Source organism: Pseudoalteromonas ardens, assembly GCF_030125445.1.
GTDB classification, from domain to species: Bacteria; Pseudomonadota; Gammaproteobacteria; order Enterobacterales; family Alteromonadaceae; genus Pseudoalteromonas; species Pseudoalteromonas ardens.
The window spans coordinates 70,549-92,784 of the sequence record NZ_JASJUV010000009.1; the positions used below are offsets into that span (position 1 = coordinate 70,549).

At 52.2% G+C, this 22,236-nt stretch carries 13 protein-coding genes; 6 read left to right on the plus strand and 7 right to left on the minus strand.

Annotation, left to right across the window (positions count from 1 at the left end):
- Window positions 1–60: 60 nt before the first annotated feature.
- The 6 genes from QNM19_RS21200 to QNM19_RS21225 all read right to left on the minus strand — a co-directional run bounded on the left by QNM19_RS21200 (window position 61) and on the right by QNM19_RS21225 (window position 9,394).
- Window positions 61–2,904 carry a TolB family protein gene (locus QNM19_RS21200; protein ID WP_284027179.1) on the minus strand — a complete coding sequence of 948 codons (2,844 nt, stop codon included), beginning with the start codon at window positions 2,902–2,904 and terminating at the stop codon, window positions 61–63.
- 119 nt (window positions 2,905–3,023) lie between these two features.
- Window positions 3,024–3,263, minus strand: coding sequence for a hypothetical protein (locus tag QNM19_RS21205; protein WP_010384974.1), 240 nt, complete (start codon window positions 3,261–3,263; stop codon window positions 3,024–3,026).
- Between the two features lie 97 nt (window positions 3,264–3,360).
- The gene (locus tag QNM19_RS21210; RefSeq protein ID WP_284027180.1) at window positions 3,361–4,656 is read right to left on the minus strand and encodes a sensor histidine kinase; all 1,296 of its coding nucleotides are present in this window, start codon (window positions 4,654–4,656) and stop codon (window positions 3,361–3,363) included.
- Window positions 4,646–6,010: a sigma-54-dependent transcriptional regulator gene (locus QNM19_RS21215; RefSeq protein ID WP_049865077.1), complete on the minus strand. Its 1,365-nt coding sequence runs from the start codon at window positions 6,008–6,010 to the stop codon at window positions 4,646–4,648. Before QNM19_RS21215 ends, QNM19_RS21210 begins: the two co-directional genes overlap by 11 nt.
- 464 nt (window positions 6,011–6,474) lie before the next feature.
- A complete protein-coding gene (locus tag QNM19_RS21220; RefSeq protein ID WP_049865078.1) occupies window positions 6,475–7,329 on the minus strand; it encodes a D-hexose-6-phosphate mutarotase in 855 nt (284 codons plus the stop codon).
- A gap of 106 nt (window positions 7,330–7,435) precedes the next feature.
- On the minus strand, window positions 7,436–9,394 hold the full coding sequence (locus tag QNM19_RS21225; RefSeq protein ID WP_049865079.1) for a methyl-accepting chemotaxis protein: 1,959 nt from the start codon (window positions 9,392–9,394) through the stop codon (window positions 7,436–7,438).
- A gap of 239 nt (window positions 9,395–9,633) precedes the next feature.
- Here QNM19_RS21225 and QNM19_RS21230 point away from each other — a divergent pair, with 239 nt between their 5' ends.
- Together QNM19_RS21230 and QNM19_RS21235 are read left to right on the plus strand one after the other, a co-directional pair.
- Window positions 9,634–10,905, plus strand: a complete 1,272-nt coding sequence (locus tag QNM19_RS21230) for a porin family protein (RefSeq protein ID WP_049865080.1) — start codon at window positions 9,634–9,636, stop codon at window positions 10,903–10,905.
- A 196-nt stretch (window positions 10,906–11,101) separates the two neighbouring features.
- Entirely contained in the window at window positions 11,102–11,497 is a 396-nt protein-coding gene (locus tag QNM19_RS21235; RefSeq protein WP_049865081.1) for a YbaN family protein, read from the plus strand.
- 31 nt (window positions 11,498–11,528) lie between these two features.
- On the opposite strand, the gene lspA is transcribed toward QNM19_RS21235, so the two are convergent.
- Window positions 11,529–12,032: a signal peptidase II gene (lspA, locus tag QNM19_RS21240; RefSeq protein ID WP_049865082.1), complete on the minus strand. Its 504-nt coding sequence runs from the start codon at window positions 12,030–12,032 to the stop codon at window positions 11,529–11,531.
- Between the two features lie 198 nt (window positions 12,033–12,230).
- Here lspA and QNM19_RS21245 point away from each other — a divergent pair, with 198 nt between their 5' ends.
- From QNM19_RS21245 to QNM19_RS21260, 4 genes are all read left to right on the plus strand, one after another.
- Window positions 12,231–12,989, plus strand: coding sequence for a substrate-binding periplasmic protein (locus tag QNM19_RS21245; RefSeq protein WP_049865083.1), 759 nt, complete (start codon window positions 12,231–12,233; stop codon window positions 12,987–12,989).
- A gap of 280 nt (window positions 12,990–13,269) precedes the next feature.
- A complete protein-coding gene (locus QNM19_RS21250) occupies window positions 13,270–14,583 on the plus strand; it encodes a tetratricopeptide repeat protein (RefSeq protein ID WP_049865084.1) in 1,314 nt (437 codons plus the stop codon).
- Window positions 14,573–15,838 carry a FecR domain-containing protein gene (locus QNM19_RS21255; RefSeq protein ID WP_049865085.1) on the plus strand — a complete coding sequence of 422 codons (1,266 nt, stop codon included), beginning with the start codon at window positions 14,573–14,575 and terminating at the stop codon, window positions 15,836–15,838. Before QNM19_RS21250 ends, QNM19_RS21255 begins: the two co-directional genes overlap by 11 nt.
- Before the next feature lie 12 nt (window positions 15,839–15,850).
- Window positions 15,851–22,222 (plus strand): Ig-like domain-containing protein, encoded by a 6,372-nt coding sequence (locus QNM19_RS21260; protein WP_284027181.1) that lies wholly within the window; start codon window positions 15,851–15,853, stop codon window positions 22,220–22,222.
- The last annotated feature ends 14 nt before the right edge of the window (window positions 22,223–22,236 follow it).

A 22,236-nucleotide genomic window follows, 5' to 3' on the forward strand; every position in this document is an offset into this window, starting at 1 on the left:
CTGAATTAAACTTTTCTCCCTAAAAAGGCAGCACCCGCTGCCTTTTTATTTATCTGCCCCTCACAGCGCATACCACAGCCCCAGCCAGGCCCGCAGTGAATCCTCCGCCAGATCGCTTTCCACCCGGGCAACCCCCAAATCGAAATGCAGATCGGTCATCCCGGCAGGCGCAAACCAGTTTGCCCATCCGAGCACTTGCTGGCTCAGGTCAACTTGCCACTTCACCCCATAGCTTTTCGCGATCCGCTGGCCATCAAGACGGTGATGTTTAATAAAGAGCCTGGGCTGACCCAGTGACCAGCTGGATGCCAGTTCATAGCCGTAATAATGCCGGCCGGTGGCAAACTGAAAAGGCAGCTCGGGGCTGAGCACCAGATCGCTGCGGGTGCGGCCACTGAGGATATTGTTATCAAACCCGCCCAGACCCAGCAACTGAGCGTCGCGATACTGAGACTGCACACCCGCAAACCAGGGCCAGTCCCACACCTTGCCATACCCTTGCCAGTCATAACCATGTCCCTGGCTGTCACCACTCAATATGGCTGCTTTAAGGCGATAGCCCAGGGCAGAATCCTGTTGGTAGTATTGCCAGCCATGCTCCAGCCCGGTCCACTGCGTCGTCACGGCCTCATCGCCTTCATCATCATAGTGGGTAACCGCAGCAAAAGGCGCAACAGACAAAGTATCAAAACGCCACTCATAACTCACACTGGTGCTCAGTCCTGTGCCATGCAACCTGACCGGCTGTGCCTCACCATGCTGATGACGGCTGTCTAAGCGGTAGTTGCTCAGGTGGGCATCAAAACGCCAGTCTCCCCAGCGGTAGCGCAGCGCGGCAAAACTGCCATCCAGTACATTGTCGCTGCTCTGTGCCAGCCCCAGTTGCCAAGATAATTGCTGCAGCAGATCGCTGCCTTTGACGCCCACGCTCAGCAATTCACTGGCAGCAGTGCTGGCCTGCGCCGACAATGCCACGGACGCATTTTGCTTCAGCCACTGGTAATCACTGTGGGTAATAGCGTGCTCTTCAGCGTCATAAATCTGAGCTTCAGGCAATACTACGGCATCGGTTTTACCCAGCGGCACCGCGAAATCCTCACTGAGGGCAGTGACCGGCTGTTCCGTGATCTGGCTATCCAGCGCATGCAATCGCGTGCCCTGTGGCGTAGATTGAGCATATAACAGCGGCTGATCCGCCCGGGGCACCAGTTGTTCAAAAACCGCTTGTCCGGCGGTGATCAAATACAGGCTGTTTTGCCTGATATCGTAACGATACACACCCAGCTGGCCATTCAGACCCGCGATAAAGTACAGTCCTTGTCCGTCTGCTTGCCAGCTGGGTGCGGTCAGGTATTGATACCCCTGCGGCATAGGGACACCGCGCACTGTGCCGGATTGCAAGTCTTGTATATACAATTGCCAGTTGCCGTTAAGCGCGGTTTTCAGGTAGGCCAGCTGACGTTTGTCAGGCGCAAGCTGCGGGTAATCGTACACAGTGCCGAGGTTGCGCGCCGACAGTGGCGTGACTGTGTTGCTGCTGATCTCAACCCGCACCAATTCAGAAAATCCGCTACGTACTTGCTCTGCAAATAGCGTATCTGTGTCCAGCAAGGTGAAACGGCGGATCCCCAACGACTGAGTTAATCGTGTCACCTCACCGCTGGGAATATGCCAGCGATACAGATCGTTGACCCGGTTGCCCCGCGTCTCATCAACGCGCGCGCGAGCAACAAAATACAGCGTTTCCTGATCCAGCCACTGCGGATATTGTATGCCTGCAAAATCGCGCGCCGCCAGCTCAGCCACCTGCTCACGCTTAAACACGGCCGGAGGTTTATCCGCAATGTCTGTGGGGTCCGCAGCCAGAATGGCCTGCTGTGCTTTGTCGAAGGCTTGTTTGGCTTCAATATTGTCTTCGGTTTTATACACCCGGAGCCAGCGCTCTCCATCTCTGCTGCGCTCTGTCAACGCAATTTGCGAGCCATCCGGGGACAACACAGGATCGCTCGCCGCATAGTCAAACTCCTGCCATAATGGGCTGTTCAGCGTATCCAGGTCGCGCTCTTGAGTCATAGCAAGGTAGGTATATTCCGCGATAAAGCGACGATACAGCTGTGTTGCACTTTGTCCGAATGCCCCTTCAAAGGCGCTGGCAAAGCTGCGTTTGTGTACGCCATGAACGCGCGTCCAGACAGCATCCAGCGTCTCTTTACCATGCTTATCCTCGAGCCAGGCCAAAAACCTCACCCCCAGCAAATACGCCATCGCACTGGAGCGGTAACTGCCATCGCCATTGCTCAGCGCCCCGTACGACAACAAAGCCCCCTGGCGGGCAAACGCACGCAACAAGGCCTCGCTGTAATTGTCATAAAGGCGGCCACGGCCCGTCAGCCGAGATTCCAGCAAAGTGGCATATCCTTCTGCGACCCAGCGGGGTAATACCGCACTGGAAAGATCGTAAATATCAAACCAATCACGCAGATGCTGACGCCATACACTGCGGCTGGGTTGAGATAAATGGACCAGGTGAATGTATTCATGCAGGATCAATAATTGCTGCCAGCCCGGGCTATTGGCAATCACAGAGTCTGACTGTGGCGGCGTAGTAAACAGCGCCATTAGCGGGGTGCCGGTACTGGGTAATGCAAAGCCATTTGCGCCATTGATGGGATCAAACACCACCACATCGGCAATACTATCCAGGGCCCGACCCTGTTGCTGTAACACCAGATCTCTGACCAGCTCCAGCTCAACGGCTGCGGATCGCGCCCAGGCCTGCTGGGTCGGTGTATAATGTACTCTGAAGTGCTCGGTATGAAGGGTCTGCCAGTCATTGGCGCGAGCCTGAGTGCTCACAATAAGTAGCAGGCATGCAGCGCACACCGCTGCAAAAGAAGTTCTCATCAATTGCACAACCATGCTCATCCTCGATGATGTGATCCAAAGTTGCGCTTAGTATGGCAAAAAATGTGCTTAAGAATCAGTAGGTATTTATCTTTTGAAACACTTTAATCCAGCGCAGCTCAGGCATCGCTGTGCTGGTCAAGTGAACTGACCATATGCAAAATGCCACCGGCGACGATAAACACCGCAAAGGCAGCAGAAAAGCTTAGCCCAGCGTACACTTTTGCCAGTGCCAGAATGCCTGCACTACTCCAAGCAAGCAACCCTCTGAGCCTGGCCGTCATTAAACGCGCTAACCTGAGTTGGCTGACGCACGCAGCCGCGACAATAAATACGATTAAAGGGGTTAAAACCAACATAGACCACTCCCGGATCAGGGTTTGCTGGCATGATAATACGACGGCAGCATAGGTTAAGATCAGTATGAGGGTTATTATACGCAAATGATAATTATTATCAACTAGGGAGTGTCATCTTAATGACCGCACCCACTCGCTCACCTCGCTGCTCGTTGGCCACATCAAACTGGCCCTCATGACATTCAATTACGTGCTGGCTGAAGGTCAACCCAATGCCCTGCCCCTCTGTCTTAGTGGAATAAAACGGCGTCAGAACATTGTCGAGATTGGCAAATCCGCCCCCCTCATCTGCCACTTCTATCACTACCGCCGGGCTGAGGTAATAGCTACGTATCAGCACCTGGTGGCCAGCTGGTGTGGCAGTCTGGTTGGCTTCGATGGCATTTTTAACCAGGTTGATCAGGACCTGCTCAAGTAACTGCGGATCGCAATGACACTGATGTGCCTGGCAATCCAGAACTATACGTTGTGTCGGGTGCTGTGATGCAAATAAGTCCTGTACTGACGCAAACAACGGGTGGAGCTGAACTTGCTGAAGCTGGGGCTCAATGACTTTACTGATCTCACCATAACGGGCCACAAAGTGCTGCAAATGCTGACAACGCTGCTCAATGACCGACAGTGCCTGCTGCTCTCTGGCTGAGGTTGCACGCTCCGCCAGGCTTTGCGCCAATGAACTCACCGGGGTCAGCGAGTTACGTATTTCATGGCTGATCACCCGGATCAATTGCTGCCAGGCAGCCAGCTCTTTTTGCCTCAGCGCTTTGGTAATATCCAGCGCAACCAGTAAACTGTGACGCTTGCCTTGCTCATAAAAATAGCTGCTGTGCAGCTGCCAGCGAGCCCCCTGGGTGTGACTGACAAACTGCCAGCCCTGCTGTGCCTCTTCCAGCCCCAGAGACAAGGCGGTTGCCCCTTTATAATGCTGCCAGGGTTGTCTATACAAGGATTCAAAGGCCTGATTTGCATAGCTTAACCGTGACTCTTCGGTAAAAACCAGGATCGGGGTATTGAGCTTGTCGATCAGCTGATAAATGACAAAGATCTGTGAATTATAACGCGACTTTTGATGGTGTAACTGCTCGCCCAGCGCTATCAACTGCTGTTCAAATGCCGCCACCTGACCGGAATGAAAATGGGGCCGGATCTGCTGACTGAAATCCGCCTGTTGCATGGCCTCAAGCTGCCAGTGTGCGCGCGAAAAAATACTCTCCAGCTGTGTCAGACGCAATGTATGCAGACGCCACAACACCCCGCCCACGCCACCGGCTATGAGTACAACCTGCCACCATGGCAACGCCTGCTGCCATAATAAGTATGACAACAGAGCCACCACGACGAGTCCCAGTAAAGCCAGATGCGCATGCAGAGCGCGCTCGAAGTTAGCTTTCACTGCGCAACCCGTATTTATCCAGTCGGCGATATAAAGAGGACTTGGTAAGCCCAAGCGCCTGGGCAGCTTTACTGACCTGCCCCTGATGCATTGCCAGAGTCTGTTCTATCAGGGTTTTCTCGACCTCCGCCAGCGTCCTGCCCGGCGATTGTGCCACCTCAGTACGCAGGGGCTCAGGTTCAGGACTGGACAAGCGCAGCTGACAGTCCACAGCCCCGATCTGCGCCCCTTCACTAAGTAGTAAGGCCCGCTCCATCACATGGCTGAGCTCACGAATATTACCGGGCCAGCGGTAGGCCAGTAATGCAGCCTGTGCCTCGTTATCCAGTGCTTTAGTGTCGAGGTTGTAACGTGCCGCATGGCGCGCAAGCAGGTAATTGGCCAGTGGTATTATGTCATCCAGCCGTGCACGCAGCGGCGGAAGCTCAAAGGTAAAGGTATTGATGCGATACAACAGATCGCTGCGAAAATGCCCGGCTGTCACGTCTTTTTCAAGATCGCTATTGGTGGCACAGATTAAACGAATGTCGGCACGCTCTGTGCGACTGCTACCGACTCGCTCATATTCACCACTTTCCAGCACGCGAAGCAACTTGGCTTGTTGAGTCAGCGGAATGGTCGCAACCTCATCAAGGAACAGGGTCCCGCCATCAGCCAGTTCAAAACGCCCGCTACGCTGTGATTTAGCATCAGTGAATGCCCCTTTGGTGTGCCCGAACATTTCACTTTCAAACAAACTCTCGGGAATGGCGCCCATATTCACACTGATCAAAGGACCACCACGGCGTGCCGACTGACTGTGCAGCGCGTCAACCAGGTAACTTTTACCACACCCACTTTCACCACACAGTAATACGCTGGCATCAGTGGCTGCGATCCGCTCCAGTTTCCTGGATAAGGTTTTCATGGCCTCTGAGCGCCACGTATAAGCCGGTAATGTCACCTCAGTATCTGCGACCACATTTTGCTGTGTTTGTAGCGCGCTGAGCTTACTTTGCTTACGGATGGCATCCAGCAATTGCAGGTTTTGCCAGGGCTTTTCGATAAAGTCTGCGGCGCCCAGACGCATCGCCTCCACGGCCAGTGTCACACTGCCCCAGCCGGTCAAACAGATCACCGCCGGTGCACCATCTAACGACTTTAACCAGCGCAAAAATGCCAGTCCTTCCTGCCCGGATGTGGTGTCACGGGTAAAATTCATATCGAGCAGGATCAGCTCTATTTGCTTACAACTCAAAAACTGCTTGGCCACTTCTGGATGTTCTGCTTCAAACACCTCAAAACCATGATCTTCAAGCAAAAATGCCGCGCTTAAGCGCACCTCCGGATTATCATCCACAATGAGTACTGCCATCGTATTCCCTGTCCGATTATTACTACGTTCAGAATACGGGAAATTGACTGAGACGAAAAGCGTCCGACAGGCGGTTGTTTCCGTGCCGCTGGCACAGCGCTATGAGAAATGACCTGCTCATTGGCTAAGTAGTTCCCCGTGTCGAGCACGGGATAGCGGGGTGTCGAACACAGGGTGGCGGGGTGTCAAACGCTGAACAGCGCAGTCCTCTATCGCGTGCCCAAGCAGGCATAACTTGGCGTATAGCTACGAGTGGGCACACGTCAATGTCGAGGGCTTCGATTCGGCCATCTCGATAATTGCTCCTGCATTATGCTACTTCCCCACATCCATGTGGGTCCACGGCCTCACGCTCGCAACTAAGCTTGCTGCGCGCTTGCAAGGTTTGCGACGCTGCTCACCCTTGCGCAAAGGGCGCGCTAAAGCACGACTTTGCACGATAGCTGCGAAGCGTTGCTTCGGTCTTACTCAATCCAACTGATTTTGGTGGTGAGGGTGTGGGATTCGCCCGGGGCCAGTGTCACTGCGTCGTCCATTACGTTAGCTGCTTCCAGACACAGCATAGTGTGATATTCATCGTCGCGGAAGTTGCTCAGACGTTTGGACTTTTCTATCCAGGGGTTCCATAACACACAAGAGCTTGAGTGTTCTCGGCCTACTGCAATTTTACCCTCTGGCGTGTCGATGATCTGTACTTCAGGTGCCTGGGTGTAAACCATGTCAGTTTCACGGGCAAACGTGACCACTTCGTTCTGAACAAAAGGCCCTTCGCCAAACTCAATAAAGTTTGCCCCTTGTAACCCATCCACACGGGTTTGTGCTATTGCAGGCGTTGGGAAATAGGTATGCAGCGCCTGAGTCAGGGTAAACGTTTCACTGCCAGTGTTGGTGTTGCAGAGTCTGACTTCGAGTTGCTCACTGAGTACAAACTCAACGGTCAAACTGGACTCATAAGGCCAGAAAGTACGGTCAACAGAAGCCATTGGTAAAGACAACACAATACGAATTGCAGTATCGTCTTCTTCTACACGCTCTGCACGCCAGACCTGCTTACGCGCAAACCCATGTGCCGGCCAGTCTGGTTCGGCATGTACACCAAACCAAGGCCAGCAAATAGGAATACCACCACGGATAGACTGGCCTTCCAGGTAAGTTTCATCCTGGGATACCCACAACAAGTTTTTCTGACCTGCTGGAATGAACTCGGTGATCTGTGCACCTTGCAGATAAATTTTAGCCTGACACTGTGGCCCGTTAACGTCAAAATACTCCAGGCCGGACTCGGTACGTGCCAATTTTACTGAGGCAGAAAGTTCCATATAACACCTATTTTTAAACTAAACTGGCACTACCTTACCTAAAATGCCCGAGCGGTGTAAGAGGTACCTATCGAATATGAGTGATCTTCATCACATCCCGTGTTCATCATACCTTAAACTGGCCAACCAGCCGGGTCAGCTGTTCAGATAGTCGCTGCATTTTATCGCCATTTTCGCTGGTGTTATTGGCTACATCGCTGACACTATCCGCCGCATTTTTTATTTCAATTACATTGCGGTTAATGTCTTCTGCAACGTGTTGCTGCTCCTCAGCTGCGGTGGCAATTTGCGTATTCAGGTCACTGATAGTTTGAATAGACTGAGTGATTTCGCTGAACTGGCTTTGCGCAGAGTCGGTCAGCTCAACCGTTTTATCTGTGCGGGTCAAACTGCTGCGCATATCCAGCGACACCCCTTCTGTCATTTTTCTCAACTTGTCGAGCTGTGAGGCGATTTCTTCGGTTGACTCTGACGTACGCTGAGACAAGGCTCGGACTTCGTCTGCAACCACTGCAAACCCCCGCCCATGTTCCCCAGCCCGGGCAGCCTCAATGGCAGCATTCAGTGCCAGCAAATTCGTTTGCTCAGCGATCCCACGGATCACACTGAGAATGGACATGATATTTTCACTTTCACTGTCCAGCTGATTGATGTCTGACGTTGCCCGCTTGATCACGTCTGACAAGGCGACCACACTGTCTACCGCTTCTGACATCACCGACTGACCCAGCTCTGAGGCCTGCTGAGTTTGGGTGGCCAGCTCTGCGGCATTTGCACAGCTGGATGCCACCTCGTTGGCCGTCGCCGCCATCTGATTAATGGCCGTTGCTGCCATTTCCAGAGCTTGCTGTTGCTGCGCAGTTGAACTGGTTAATTCCTCCGACTCCGTGGCCGTAGCGCCGGCCGTTTGATTGAGCTGCTGAGCACAGGTATTTATGTCTGTCACCAGCTGCGCTATCAGATTAAGAAAGCTGTTGAAGCTATCCGCCAATTTGCCGGTTTCATCTTTGCTGTCGACCTCTAAACGCTGAGTCAGATCGCCACCTCCCTGGGAGATGATAGTCAGACCATCACTGACCTCCACAATCGGGCCAGACAACACATTCGCGATATAGTTAGCCAGTACCACAAACAAAGCCACCAGCACCACACTCAGGATCACCAGTGTCCAGGTCATGGCATTGGCCGCCGCCATCACTTCACTTTGTTCCACAAAGGCAATGAACTTCCAGCCCAGCTTCTTCGACGTGTAGATACTGGCGAAGTAGTCAGTCCCATCAATCTGAATTTCATACAGCCCGGACTGATTGCTGGCAAGGGTTTTGTACAGACCGTTTTCGACCTGTTTAACATCTTTAAACCGATAATCGCTGTGTTTGGCATCGACCAGAATTTTATCCGTGTCTTCCACCAGCATCAGATAGCCCGTTTCACCCAGTTTGACTTCCCGAATGATCTTAGTCAGGCCCTGTAACGAGACATCCATGCCCGTGACACCTATCTCCCGACCATTGGATCTGACGGAACGCACAGTTGAAACAATCGCCATGTCATCCGGTGCCCAATAGTAGGCATCGGTCATTGCGGTTTGACCATTGGCCGCTTGTCCGCTGCGATACCAGGGCCTGGGGCGAGGGTCATAGTTTGCACTCACTTCACCCTGAGGCCATTGAATATAACCACCTTCAGTATTACCAAAGTAGATGTAGGCAATCCCCGGGTGGGTATCTCCAAAGCGTTCAAACAGATCATAGACGGCTTGCTCAATCTCGCTGCCAGCACGCGAGTTAAGCGCAGTCGCGGTACTATTACCGGTATAAACCTGCACGTCGCTTTGTGCCCGGGTGAGCTTAGGATTGGTCGCCAGGAACTCAACATTCTTCGCTATTTCATCGAAGAACATACCAATTCCGTTATCGACCTGAAGGGCTTCCCGACCACTCATCTCCACAAATTTATCGAGCGCCAGTTGCCGTGTCTGGGACACAATCAGCACAGCGATAATTAAAATAGGCGAGACGATGGCAACGATAAAAGCCAGTCTGAGCTTTTGCGAAATAGTCATAGAGTGGATTCCTCACGGGATGAGCTGGCAGTACCAACACACTAAAACGCACATACCATAGCGTTGCTGATCACATTCACGTTACTGCTCAAAAATATAGTTTATAGTTGCGCAACTATCCAAAGGATCAGGGAAAATTCCTGCCGTTCAGAGCGGATTTCTTGGAACATAAGAGTGAATGGTCTAGGCTATTGAGAGATATTTTATTCTCACTAACTCAACCATACGGGTATTCTCCCATGCTAAAACGCTCTCGACTCATGACCGCTCTGTGCGGCGCTATGATGTTGTCTTCTGGTCCCGCCATTGCCAGCGAAGATGAACTGGCACAGCTAAAGAAGCAACTTGAACTGCTTCAGCAAAAAGTACATAAAATGGAACGCGAACAAGCACGCGAAAAAGCCCAGGCCAAAGCCGATAAAAAAGCGCGCCAGGCCGACCCCGCCAAGCCCAGTATCAAAGTGGGCGGTGCTGTACGGACTAACCTCAGTCACACGTCGTATGATGACGACAACAAAAATCGCGGCGGCGATTTTGACTTCGATATTTTTCGGCTTAACTTTTCCGGCAATGTGGGCGGTTTTGGCCTCAATGCCGAGATCCGCTTTTTCGACTACATGACCGCCGTTAAGTATGCCTATTTGCATTATGACTTTGCCAAAGACTGGCAGGCACAACTGGGCATGACCAAAGTGCCCTTTGGTAACTGGCCTTACAACTCACATAATTACTTTTTTAACACCACTTACTACGTGGGGTTAGAAGACGATCACGATATGGGCGTGTTGTTTAAACGCAAAATTGCCGACAACTGGCAGCTGGATCTGGGCTTTTTCAAAAATGATGAGCTGGGCGGTGTCGATGGTTATGTAGAAGACCGCAGCGATCGCTACTCGTACGACATTGTTGGCTTTCGCAAAACCGGCGATGGCATCTATGATGACCCAACCCAGCCGCTGGGCGAATACAACACCTTTGCCGGCCGCTATGCCTATCACTTCAAGCATAAAGGCGGTACCACCGAGCTGGGCGTATCTGGTTTGAGTGGCGGCCTGCACGACGGGACCGAAAGCGCCGGTGACTACATGGCCTGGGCTATCCACTTCAACGGCAACTATGGCCCCTGGAACCTGCAATTACAGCACGGTGAATACGAATACGATGTCGATACACCTGCCACACGTATGGCCGTCGGCGCGTATGCATTTTTTGATTCCATTGCTGCCGAGGCGACGATGAGCAATGCCAATATCGCATACAGCTTACCGGTACAATTTGGCCCAATCACAGGGCTGCAATTCTACAATGACTACGGCATTATCTACGATAAATCGGACGACAGCGAAGACACCTGGATGAACGTCACCGGTGTTTCTCTCTCTGCGGGTGCGTTCTTTAGCTACATAGATTATGTGCTCGCCAAAAACCAGCCATTCGTGGGCGGATCCGTTGCGGGTAACAGCGACGAGACTGAGCGCCGCTTTAATATTAACATTGGCTACTACTTCTAAGCGCCACCAGCAGCGGCGTTTTGCCGCTGCTTAACGCTTCATAGTGCATAGGTATCACGCACCAACTCATCACCAACTTGGGTAAATATTACACACAGCGCGAAAATATTACAGCGACTATTCGTCTGTTTGTTTTTAGCTATAATGTAAGTCACACCGATGAACAACACACGGGATAATACCGGGAAGGACTGCGATGAAAAAACACGCACAAAAACTTTTTAACCGTTGCTTCTGGTTACACCTTGCCGGGATCTTATGTGTGGCACTGGGTTTTATTGGTATGGCGCTGCCCGTAATGCCAACCACGATTTTTTTTATTCTGGCACTGGCTTGCTTTACCCGCTCTAACCCCAAATTAGCCAACTGGCTGCTGACTCATCCCAAATTTGGTCCCACGCTGGCTGCCTGGCAATCCCATCAAGTTGTGCCAGTCAAAGGCAAATGGGGCGCGGGTTTAGGGATGTTATTTGGCTTTGTTATCTTGTGTATGACCACCGCGCCCTGGTTTGTACTGGTCGGCGTCGCGTTAACCGAGCTGATGGTCATGGCCTATTTACTCAGCAAACCCTCCGAGCTGCCTGCCAGCTAAATTAAACGACTGCTGGCAGCATCACTTTTACTCAGGTTTTCTGCACGGCAACGTTTTGATTGTGTGTCGTACAGAGTATCAACATCACCGCACCGCACATAATCGCCACGTCAGCAATATTAAACACCCCCGTTCGCAGCTCACCGATCCCCAAATTGAGGAAATCGATTACGGCACCATTGTTTAGCACCCGATCAATCAGGTTACTCACGCCACCAGATAACACCAAAGACAAGCCAATGATCTGGTTGCGATTTAAGTCCTCACTTTTCAATGTGTATAGCAATATCGCCACCAACAGCAAACCAATCACCCCAATGAACAACACACTGCGTAGTGGCGCTGGTAGTTCGCTGCCTAAACTCAAAAACACACCGCTGTTTTCCCGGTAACCAAGGCGCACCAGGTCATGCCAATAGCTGGCCATCTGCCAGCCATTTAAGTAGTAACTTGCAAACCACTTACTGAGCTGATCCAGACACAAACCTACACCCGCTATCACAGATATCCAGTATACACGTTGTTTAGTTGTCATACGTTGTTGTCTTTATTTGTTGGCAGTATGCCACTATAAAACGCGTATTGTGACACCGGCATGACAGGTTGGATGAAATATACATTGTTTAGCATATACCAAACAGAAGATTACAATTACCCCACAGCATTCGCTCCATGCTGCCAATCGAGGCGATTTAAACTACACTCAAAACAGTGAGAAAATAAGGGGGCTGGTGTGCGCAATTTCGTGCTGATGGCGTTTGTCTGGTGCCTGACATGTGCTTTTCCTTTGCTAGCGAAACCCATACTGCTAGGCAGTCATAGCGTGTGGCCACCTTACGTACAGGACGATGATCGCGGCCTCAGCTATGATATTGTTGCCGCAGCCTTTGCCCGCAGCGGCGAAACTTTTGCGCTTGAAGTCGCGCCATTTAGTCGGGCAATGCGCCTGGCACAAAACGGAGAGGTCGATGTGATCCCGGCACTGTGGCATACACAAGCACGTGCACAGCAGTTCTTCTTTAGCACCGCCTATTTGCACAATGAGCTCATTTTTATTTCCCTCTCTGCAAACGCCTTGTCTTTTTCTGGATTAAGCTCTCTGAACGGCAAACGCGTATGCATGATCCGGGGTTTTGCTTATCAAAACCTGGTGAGTGGATATCCCAATATCAGCGTCATCAACCAACTACATTTGAGCGAATGCCTGCGACAGCTGGCACGGGGCCGGGTCGATGGCGTAGTGGCAGATCGGTTTGCCGCGGCCTTTGCAATCACCCATCATTTTCAGCGTGACATATTCACCTTACACGCTCAGGTCATCGCATCATGGCCACTCCATATTGGTATCAGCAAAACACACCCCAGGTCTCGCAAGCTTATCGCCCTGTTCAATCAGGGCCTCAGCGACATCATCCAGGATGGCACCTATCAGCATTTGCTCTCGCAATATCCTCAGATCGACCCGGACCAGGGCATCAATCCCATTCCCTAATGACCCGCTTCATGAATCAAACATGCCTTGTACCCGTAACTTAGAGTGAATTATTGAAAGCACTGTCTATAATTTAATCACGCTCTCTTGGTCCGTTGACTTAAAACTGATAGAGATTAACCTGTTAGGTCACTATCAGTGACACCCTGACGTGTTGGCGATGTGTGCATCAGTTCGCCGTTTAATGCGCACCGGCACACCATGCCTGGGTATGAAATAATGCTTACAAACAAAGTTGACTGGCAGTACCAGAGAATAATCGAACCTTGGGTGATCTGTTATGCAGCTATTACTTCATCGCGCGTTTATTCCGGTTGTTTTGCTGGTTGGACTGCACACGAGTGCAGCGCTGGCCGCAACCACACCGCTCAAAAAACTCCAATCAACACTCGAGCAGGGACAATATGAACAGGCTTATGCATTAGCGCAAGCACAGTTCGACACTGCCGCAGGCGAGCCCGCCTTTGATTTTCTCTACGCCAGGGCCGCACTCGAAACAGGTCATTACAACGAGGCTGTGTTTGCCCTTGAACGTGTGCTTGCGGCCAAACCCAACCACCAGCCCAGCCTGTACCTGCTTGGCCTGACTTACAACAAGCAAAAGAACTACTCGCAAGCCGCCACGACTCTCAATTCGCTCCTGAACACGCCCCTCAGTGATGAGTTCAGACAACGGGTAACGCGCGCGCTGGAGGCCATTGAAGGCAATCTCGCCAGCCTGAAACAGGAGCTGAAACACCGGGTTTCATTGGCGCTGGGCCACGACAGCAACGTGAACAGTGGCACCACAGATGACCGCATAGTAATTGGCGGTCTGCCCATTTTGCTCGATGAAACTAGCCGCGAAGCGTCGGATTCTTTCGCCCGCGCCAGTTATCGCTTTGATGGCCGCTGGCAACAAACCCAACACCAGGCATGGCGAGCCAATCTGCAGATATCTGATCAACGCCATCAGGACAGTGATGAATTTGACCGAACTCAGCTCAGCGCTAACCTCAGCTACATTCAGGACATTGCGGCCTTTCAGCTTCACCTGGGCACCCAGCTGGGCGTAATGTCACTGGACTCTGCAACCTATCAACAAGATGCCGGCGTCTTTAGTGCGCTGAGATACGCTATCAATGAGCACTGGGCAGCGACCGTTAACATGAGCGCGTTTAATCTGAATAATGTCCGGGACAGCGCACTCGACAGCCGCTTGTATACCTCCGGGCTGGCCCTCAGCCGGGCAAACCGCAACTGGCTGTTGCGCCTGAGCGCAGGGTATACCTGGCAACCAGCAAGAAGCCCTGAAGGCGAGCATTTTGCGCGCGACTATAGCCATTTTAGCGCCTCTGTGGTGTATCGACTCAATGACGCCCACCGCCTTAATGCCAAAGTGCAATACCGGGATATTGAACACCGTGCAGCACACCCTTTCTTTTTGCAAGTACGGGACGAAACACTCCACATCGCACACCTGGGCTGGCACTACCAGATAACCCCGGCCTGGAGCCTGGAAACCAAGCTGGCTTACTACGACAAAGACAGCTCACTGCAACTGTACAGTTATGATCGTACTGAATGGTCCTTAGGAGTACATTATGATTTCTAATTCTCGCATCCGCTGGCAGCCACTCAGACACAGCACTCATCTGACCCTCTTATTATCCGGGTTACTCTTTGTTCCCATTAGCCAGGCTGCGCCAGCTGGCAAAACCCTGATGTCTCGTGGCCAGGTCGTGGCGACAGCCAGTGACAGCGCCGAGCAACGCACACTGAAACGTCGCAGTCCGGTCTTTGATGTAGACGTGGTGAATACCGGACAACAAAGCAATGCTCAGCTGCGTATGCAGGATGGGGCTTTAATCGCCTTAAAGGAAAACACCCAACTGATCATCAATGAATATAGCGGGTCTTCTGAAGAAGACGGCTCCGTTGTGATGGAATTAGTAACTGGCGGGCTGCGCACCATTACGGGCAAAATCAAAGGCAACAAAGACAATTATCAGCTCCGCACCCCGGTAGGCAGTATCGGGATCCGGGGTACGCACTACGAAGTTGAATGGCAAGGAGATACACTGCTGCTGGCCGTGTGGGACGGCACCATTGAGGTCAGTGTCAACGAGGAGCCGCTGCTGCTTGGGCAGGAAGGTAACTTTTCCTTTGCCAGTGTCAGTCAAAGTGGTGAAGTAACCCCCCTACTCGCCCCACCGCAACAACTTACCCGGCTCACACCAACCAGCCAGGGCGCTGCCAGCGGTACCAACCCAGATGAGCAAAGCGATGACGGCAACACTGAGGATACCAGTGCGCAACTAGATAACTCTCCAGCTGAGGCGACAACACTGACCATAGCACAAGCCCCGGTCGCCACCCCGCCTGCGGCTCAGGAAGCTTTTGAAGCCGCCTTGCCAGATGTTGGTCGGGACATCTCAGAAAACAGCTTTATTACCGAAGAGAACCTCGACACAGTGGGGATCGATCCCCTTGAAGATTTACTTGCTGAGCGCACCGGGACAGCGCTTTACACTGCGCTAGAGCGCGCCGAGTTTAGCTCGACTGGCGGCGCAATCAGCAACATCCAAATGCAGATCAGCGTCGATTTCGACAGCGGCACAGTGCCGCAAGGCGTCTTGTCGTTTAACGATCAGCAGGGTGAATGGTTTGCCGCCTTTAATGGCCTGATCGACGCCAGTGGCATGACGCTGGGCGTCAATTTCGCCTCGCACGGGCAAAACCTGGCTGAAGGCACTATCGAGACCCAATTCAGCGATGAGCTGAACAAGCTACGTGGCAATTTTAATTTGAACGAAATTGATGAGCCGAGTGTCACCGCTTCTGGCTTGTTTATTTTGAGTCAACCTTAAGGGGGATGGGGGATGAAGCGCTCGCAATTACACCAACTGGGCATTCTGACACTGTTTTGCACCGGGCTTTTAACGGGTTGCTCAGGCGATAGTGACGACACCACAAGCACAACACCTAAGCAAAATACGACCACTGAACCACCAGCCCAGGATAACAGCGCCGATCAGCCAGATGCACCATCAGGCCAGGCCAGTTTGATCCCTTTTGACTATCAGCCCAGATTCGCGAACCGTAACCTCGCCGCGCGTCAGGTGGTCAATACACAATTCGTAAACGGAACGGGTAACGTCCTGTTCCCCGTTACACAACGTACCTACCGGGGTAATCTCACCGTTTCTCTGGATGCCATCACCGATCCGGAAGGCGTAAGCCGTGTGCTGCTGGGCTTTGACAATGCAGAGCAAGCACAGGTTTTATGCGATGGTAATTGCAGCGACCCATTCGCGTTTACCGAAACAGGCATTAACCCGGCTAATTTTGCGCAGCAGCCCGGTAGCCTGCAATTACAAGTCTGGGTAGAAGACAATGGTGGCAACCTGACCACAGTAGCCACCCAACAAATTAGCTGGTTGCCACGCAGTATCGCGTTTAACAGCACGCCACGCAGTGAAGGAAGCGCGGCACTGGACTGGCAACCGCTGCCCAGTTTCTTGCGTTATAACGCGTATCTGGCCGAATCACCCATTGATGATGTGCGCAACATTACTACCTTACCAGGTGGCCAGCGGGTCATTGCCTTAACTGACTCAACACACACCTTCAGCGGCTTAGATCCACAAAAACACTATTACACCCGCATCACCGGCATTGATGGCAGCGGAGAAAGTGCCTTCAGCGAATCGCGTATGCTGGCGGCCTCCAACCTGATCACACCCGTCGCCGTTGCGGACAGCTTTAGTGGCGTTCAGTTTGAGTCACTCTCGGGTAACTTGCTAAACAACGACAATGCCAATGGCCTCGAACCACTGACCTTGGTCACTACAGCAGTACGCGATCCACAAAACGGGACACTGACTCTATTTGCCGATGGCCGTTTTACTTATGAACCCCGGGAAAGCTTTTTTGGCACCGATGGTTTCCGCTATCGTATCGTCAATAGTCAGGGCGTCACCGCCGAGGCCGAAGTCACTTTGGTCATTGAGCGCGTTAATCAGGACCCGATCGCCTTTGACAATCACTACGCGCTGGCACAAAACAGCGAACTCACCGTCAGTGGCGCCGGGTTGCTCGTAAATGACATAGATTTCGATGGCGATGCGCTCACGGTGAACACCACGCCTGTCACCGATGTACAAAATGGTACCCTGACACTCAATGCCGATGGCAGTTTTAACTACCAACCCAATTCCGACTTTATCGGCACAGACAGCTTTGAATACCGGGTAGAAGATGGCAATGGGGGCTCAAACACGGCCACTATCACACTGCTTATAGAGACTGAAGTCAGCAATTTCCCGCCCGTCGCAGTCAATGACAGTTATCAGACAAACGAGGATGAACAGCTGTTTGTCGACCTTCCTGGAGTACTTGAAAATGACAGCGATGCAGATGAAGATACACTGACATTATCGATCATTGAGCAACCCCTGATGGGCACACTGGAGCTCAGTGACACAGGGAGTTTCCGCTATACCCCGCAACAAAACAGTTATGGGCAAGACTATTTCGTCTATCAGATTGATGATGGTGCAGCCAGTGTGCAGGCTTTTGTGCTGATTGAAGTCAGCGAAGTCAATGACGCGCCTTTGGCCAACGACGACAGTGCTGAAGTCGCACAAGGGCAACCAGTCAGCATTTTTGTGGCAGCCAATGACCAGGATATTGATGGCAGTCTGAATCCAACCAGCCTGATGCTGCTCGAAGGGCCCAGTCATGGCGAGGTGAGCCTGAGCAATGACCGCACCCATTTCGTTTATCAGAGCGAACCGGACTACCGGGGTAGCGACAGCTTTACCTACCAAATTCAAGACGACAGGGGGGCAACGTCCAATGTAGCCAGTGTCTTTATTGAGATCACAGGAGACAACCTGCCACCGGTTGCAGTGAATGACAGCGCCACAACGACCCAGGAGGTGCCGGTTGCCATAGACGTACTGGCCAATGACAGCGACAGTGACGGCAGCCTGAACTACAACAGCCTCACCGTGGTCACCGCCCCAACCAACGGCAGCGTGACACTGGATACCGTAGAGCTGAGCGGATTTATCTATACGCCGCAAAGTGGCTTCTCAGGCAGTGATTCTTTTACTTATCAGGTACAAGATAATGAAAGCGGTCTTTCTAACACCGCGACGGTTACCATTACGGTAGAACCACTTAATCAACCACCGGTTGCCGTGAATGACAGCGCCACAACGACCCAGGAGGTGCCGGTTGCCATAGACGTACTGGCCAATGACAGCGACAGTGACGGCAGCCTGAACTACAACAGCCTCACCGTGGTCAGCGCCCCCACTAACGGCAACGTGGCATTGGATACTGCGGAACTAAGCGGATTTATCTATACCCCGCAAAGCGGTTTTTCGGGCAGTGATTCCTTTACTTATCAGGTACAAGATAATGAAGGTAGTCTTTCCAACACCGCGACCGTCACCATTACGGTTGAACCACTTAATCAGCCGCCGGTTGCCGTGAATGACAGCGCCACAACGACCCAGGAGGTAGCGGTTACCATAGACGTACTGGCCAATGACAGCGACAGTGACGGCAGCCTGAATTACAACAGCCTCACCGTGGTCAGCGCTCCGGCTAACGGCAGCGTGACGTTGGATACCGTGGAACTAAGCGGCTTTATCTATACGCCGCAAAGCGGCTTCTCAGGCAGTGATTCATTTACGTATCAGGTACAAGACAATGAAGGCAGTCTTTCCAATACTGCAACCGTCACCATTACAGTTGAACCACTGAATCAGCCACCAGTTGCGGTGAATGACAGCGCCTCTATCGAAGTCGCCCAGTCTGTCACTATCACAGTGTTGGAGAATGACAGTGATGCCGACGGCACCCTGCAAGCCGGCACCGTCGAGATAGTACAAAGTGCGCAAATGGGCACCACACAAGTCAGCAGCAGCGGGGAGATCAGCTATTTTCATACCGGCACCTCGGAGGGAGAAGACAGCTTCACCTATCGAGTGCAAGACAACCTGGGAGCAGCCTCCAATACTGCCACCGTGACCGTTACTATCACAGCGCCGGATACCACCCCGGTGGCCGTCAATGACAGTGCACAAACCGATAAAAATGAGAGTGTGGGCATCGCCATCCTGAACAATGATCAGGCCAAAGGACGCGATCTGCTGATCAATAGCATTATGGTTGTTACTGAACCGTCCCATGGCAGTGTCTCAATAGATTCAGCCAATGGCACAGCCCTGTACGTCCCCCAGTTTAACTTCGTCGGCAGTGATAGTTTTGGTTACGTGGTGAGCAACGACCTGGCCGAAACGTCCAACGTTGCGACGGTCACCATCACCGTAAACGACAAAAACTACACGCCAACTGTAGAGCCCGGTTCAACAGAGATAGAGACGGATATCAGCAATGGAACGCTTGTGTTGCAGATCAGTGCCTCCGACCCAGATGGCGACTCTCTCAGCTATCAGCTGACGGGCAACAATGCAGCGCTTTTCTCGGTCGATACGGATGGTAAAGTCACCGTTGCCGACGCCGAACAGCTGGCCAGCAATGGAGAACAAACCTATACTCTGACCGTTACGGTCTGTGACTCTGGAGAACCTCAGCTTTGTGCACAAAGCGAGATAACTATCTCCGTCACGCAAGCAGTGCCGAGCTATATTGCCACTAAGCGAAGTACATTTGGTAATGACGGTAGCTTAACGGCGGCGCTGAATGCCAGTCTGGAATTCCACAGCCCCGGCCAAACCATTCTGCTTAGCGATGGCAAACTGATCAGCGTCGGCGCTGTTGGTCATTTCAATGACGCCGCCAGCCGCAATATCCACCGTGCTTATGTCAGCAAGCAACTCAGTGATGGCCGCTCCGATAACAGTTTTGCTGAGGCAGGCAACTTCCAAAGTAGCTTCGGCATCGAAATTGAAAGCATTCCACAAGATGTCTGGGCAAAAATAGCAGCAGTTGATGAACAGGGGCGTATTTATGTGGCAGGTTACGTCAATTTCTTAAGCTCACAACAGCTACTCGTCTTCCGTCTGCTCAGCGATGGGTCATTGGATACCAGCTATGCCAATGACAATGGCTATATGATCTTACCTTTGGGCAGCAATGTTTTTGTTACCCCCGTTGCTATTGCGCTAGAAGACAATGAAACCCTCACTGTTGTGAGTAATATCAGAGCCACCAGCACCGCAACAACAGGCACGGTGACGCTGTCCAGGATCACAGCTCAGGGCGAGGTCACCACCACCCAATCGCTGGCAGAAACGCCCACCAAGAATGCACGAGGCATGGTCACTTTGCCTTCAGGGGACTATCTGCTGTACGGCGAAATCACGTCGACTGAAACGGGTGAGGATGTGATGTTAATGCGCCTCACACAAAGCACGCTGGCTCCGGATAGCAGCTTCCAGAACAACGGTCTGCTACAAATCAATATCACTACAGTGCCCGAAGGCGCAGACGGCACCGAGTTCAATGACACTGCCCGTCATGTGCAGATTAAAGACAGTAACACCCTGTTGGTTACCGGGCTGACAACACTGGACGAATTTGGCGAAGAACGTTCTGCGTACTTACTGCAATTGAGTATGGATGGCGTGCTGGACACGGCCTTTGCTGGCACAGGTAAACGCGTCTATCAGCTCAGTGAGCTCCCCACAGACGCAGACAATGATATCTCTGGTTATGATGCAACCGGCATAGGGATCGCAGCGGATAGTGATACTTACTATCTGGCCATTCAGCGCAGTTTCTTTAGTAATGATCAGGCAGTTCAGGTAATCAAGGTTGGCCTCAATGGTGATGTAGATACCAACTGGCTCCCTGGCAGTAATGGCTACAGCCTGTATCATGGTGCCGGGCTCAAGATATTTGATTTCCTGGAAACCCAGGGTGGGTTGTTGTTCAGTGGTCAGAAATTCAATAATCTGGGTAACAACTCCCTATCAGAGCTCTGGCTTGGTGAAATAACCACAGCAGCCGAACTGAACCCGAACTTTGGCTCTTTTGGTCAACGCACTGTCAGTGTCGGCCGTCGAGACGAGACCTTTGTCGCCGGACAAGTATCGACCTTTAGCGCCTCCTTAGGACATCTATTACTCGGAGGCCAGGCAGCAACTTGGCAAACTACACCACAAACCGTGCCGTACGTACTGAAACTCGATAGTGTGGGCCAACGGACGAATACCTTTGCCAATCTGGGATTGGTATCCACTGTGCCCGATACAACTTTAGGACCGATGTCCAGCGCTACCGTGGGTGCCATTAAGGAAAACAGCGCAGGCGAAGTTTTACTTAGTGCCTCTGGCAACGTATCGGTATCAGCGGGGGATGAGCAAGCCATGGCAACACTGAATAAGTTCAGTAACTTAGGAGCTCTGGATAGCGGCTTTGCCAACAACGGTGTGCTGAGCTTGCTCGCCAGCGAGTATCAAGCAGAGTCTACCGCATTAGAGCTAACTCAGTTAACAACGCTGCCGAGTGGGAATATTCTGGCCCTGGGTCAGGCAACAGCCAGTTGTTATGTGCACAGTATAGCCTTTGTCATCCCCAGCTCTGGAAGCTTACCTGCTCACTTTGATTACCCCATTCCGAGTGGTTACAGTTGCAGCCCCAATGCACATAAAGTGTCTATGATCCATACTGTAGGAAGTAGCCTGGTCGGCGTTGGCCAAAGTCAACCGGGGCCGACGGCACCTCAACTGCTGCTGGCCAAAGCCAATGAAGCAGGCGTCCCCGATACCAGCTTCGGCACAGACGGCCTGGCGTTACTCGATATCGGCCTGAGTGTGGGTGACGACATCACCATGAAGGGCTCAGTGGTGGATGCCAGCCAGGGCTTTATTGTCTTTGGCCATGCAGGCACTAAGAACTTTATCGTTCGGGTGACCAGTGCAGGCGCACTGGATACCAGCTTTGCGGATGGTGGCGTACTGATGTTTGAACAAATATCCGGTGAAGCCGTGCTGATCAACCAGGCCTGGATCGAAAGCAACGGTAAATTATTGTTGTTCGCCCAGGCAAGCAGCTCTAAATCCCTGTATGTCGGTCAGCTATTGCTGAGTGAATCACCGGGAAGCTGGGATACCAGTTTCGATGAAGATGGCACACAGCTATTCAGTAGCGCAATCAGCGGTGAGCTGAAAACCGTCATACAGCACAACAGCAGTACAGAGTTTACCTTTGTGTTGCAACAGTCCTCGCCCGCCAGGGTGAGTTTACAAGCCGGCCAGGTCGTTCAACAGTGACGAAGTAAGTAAGC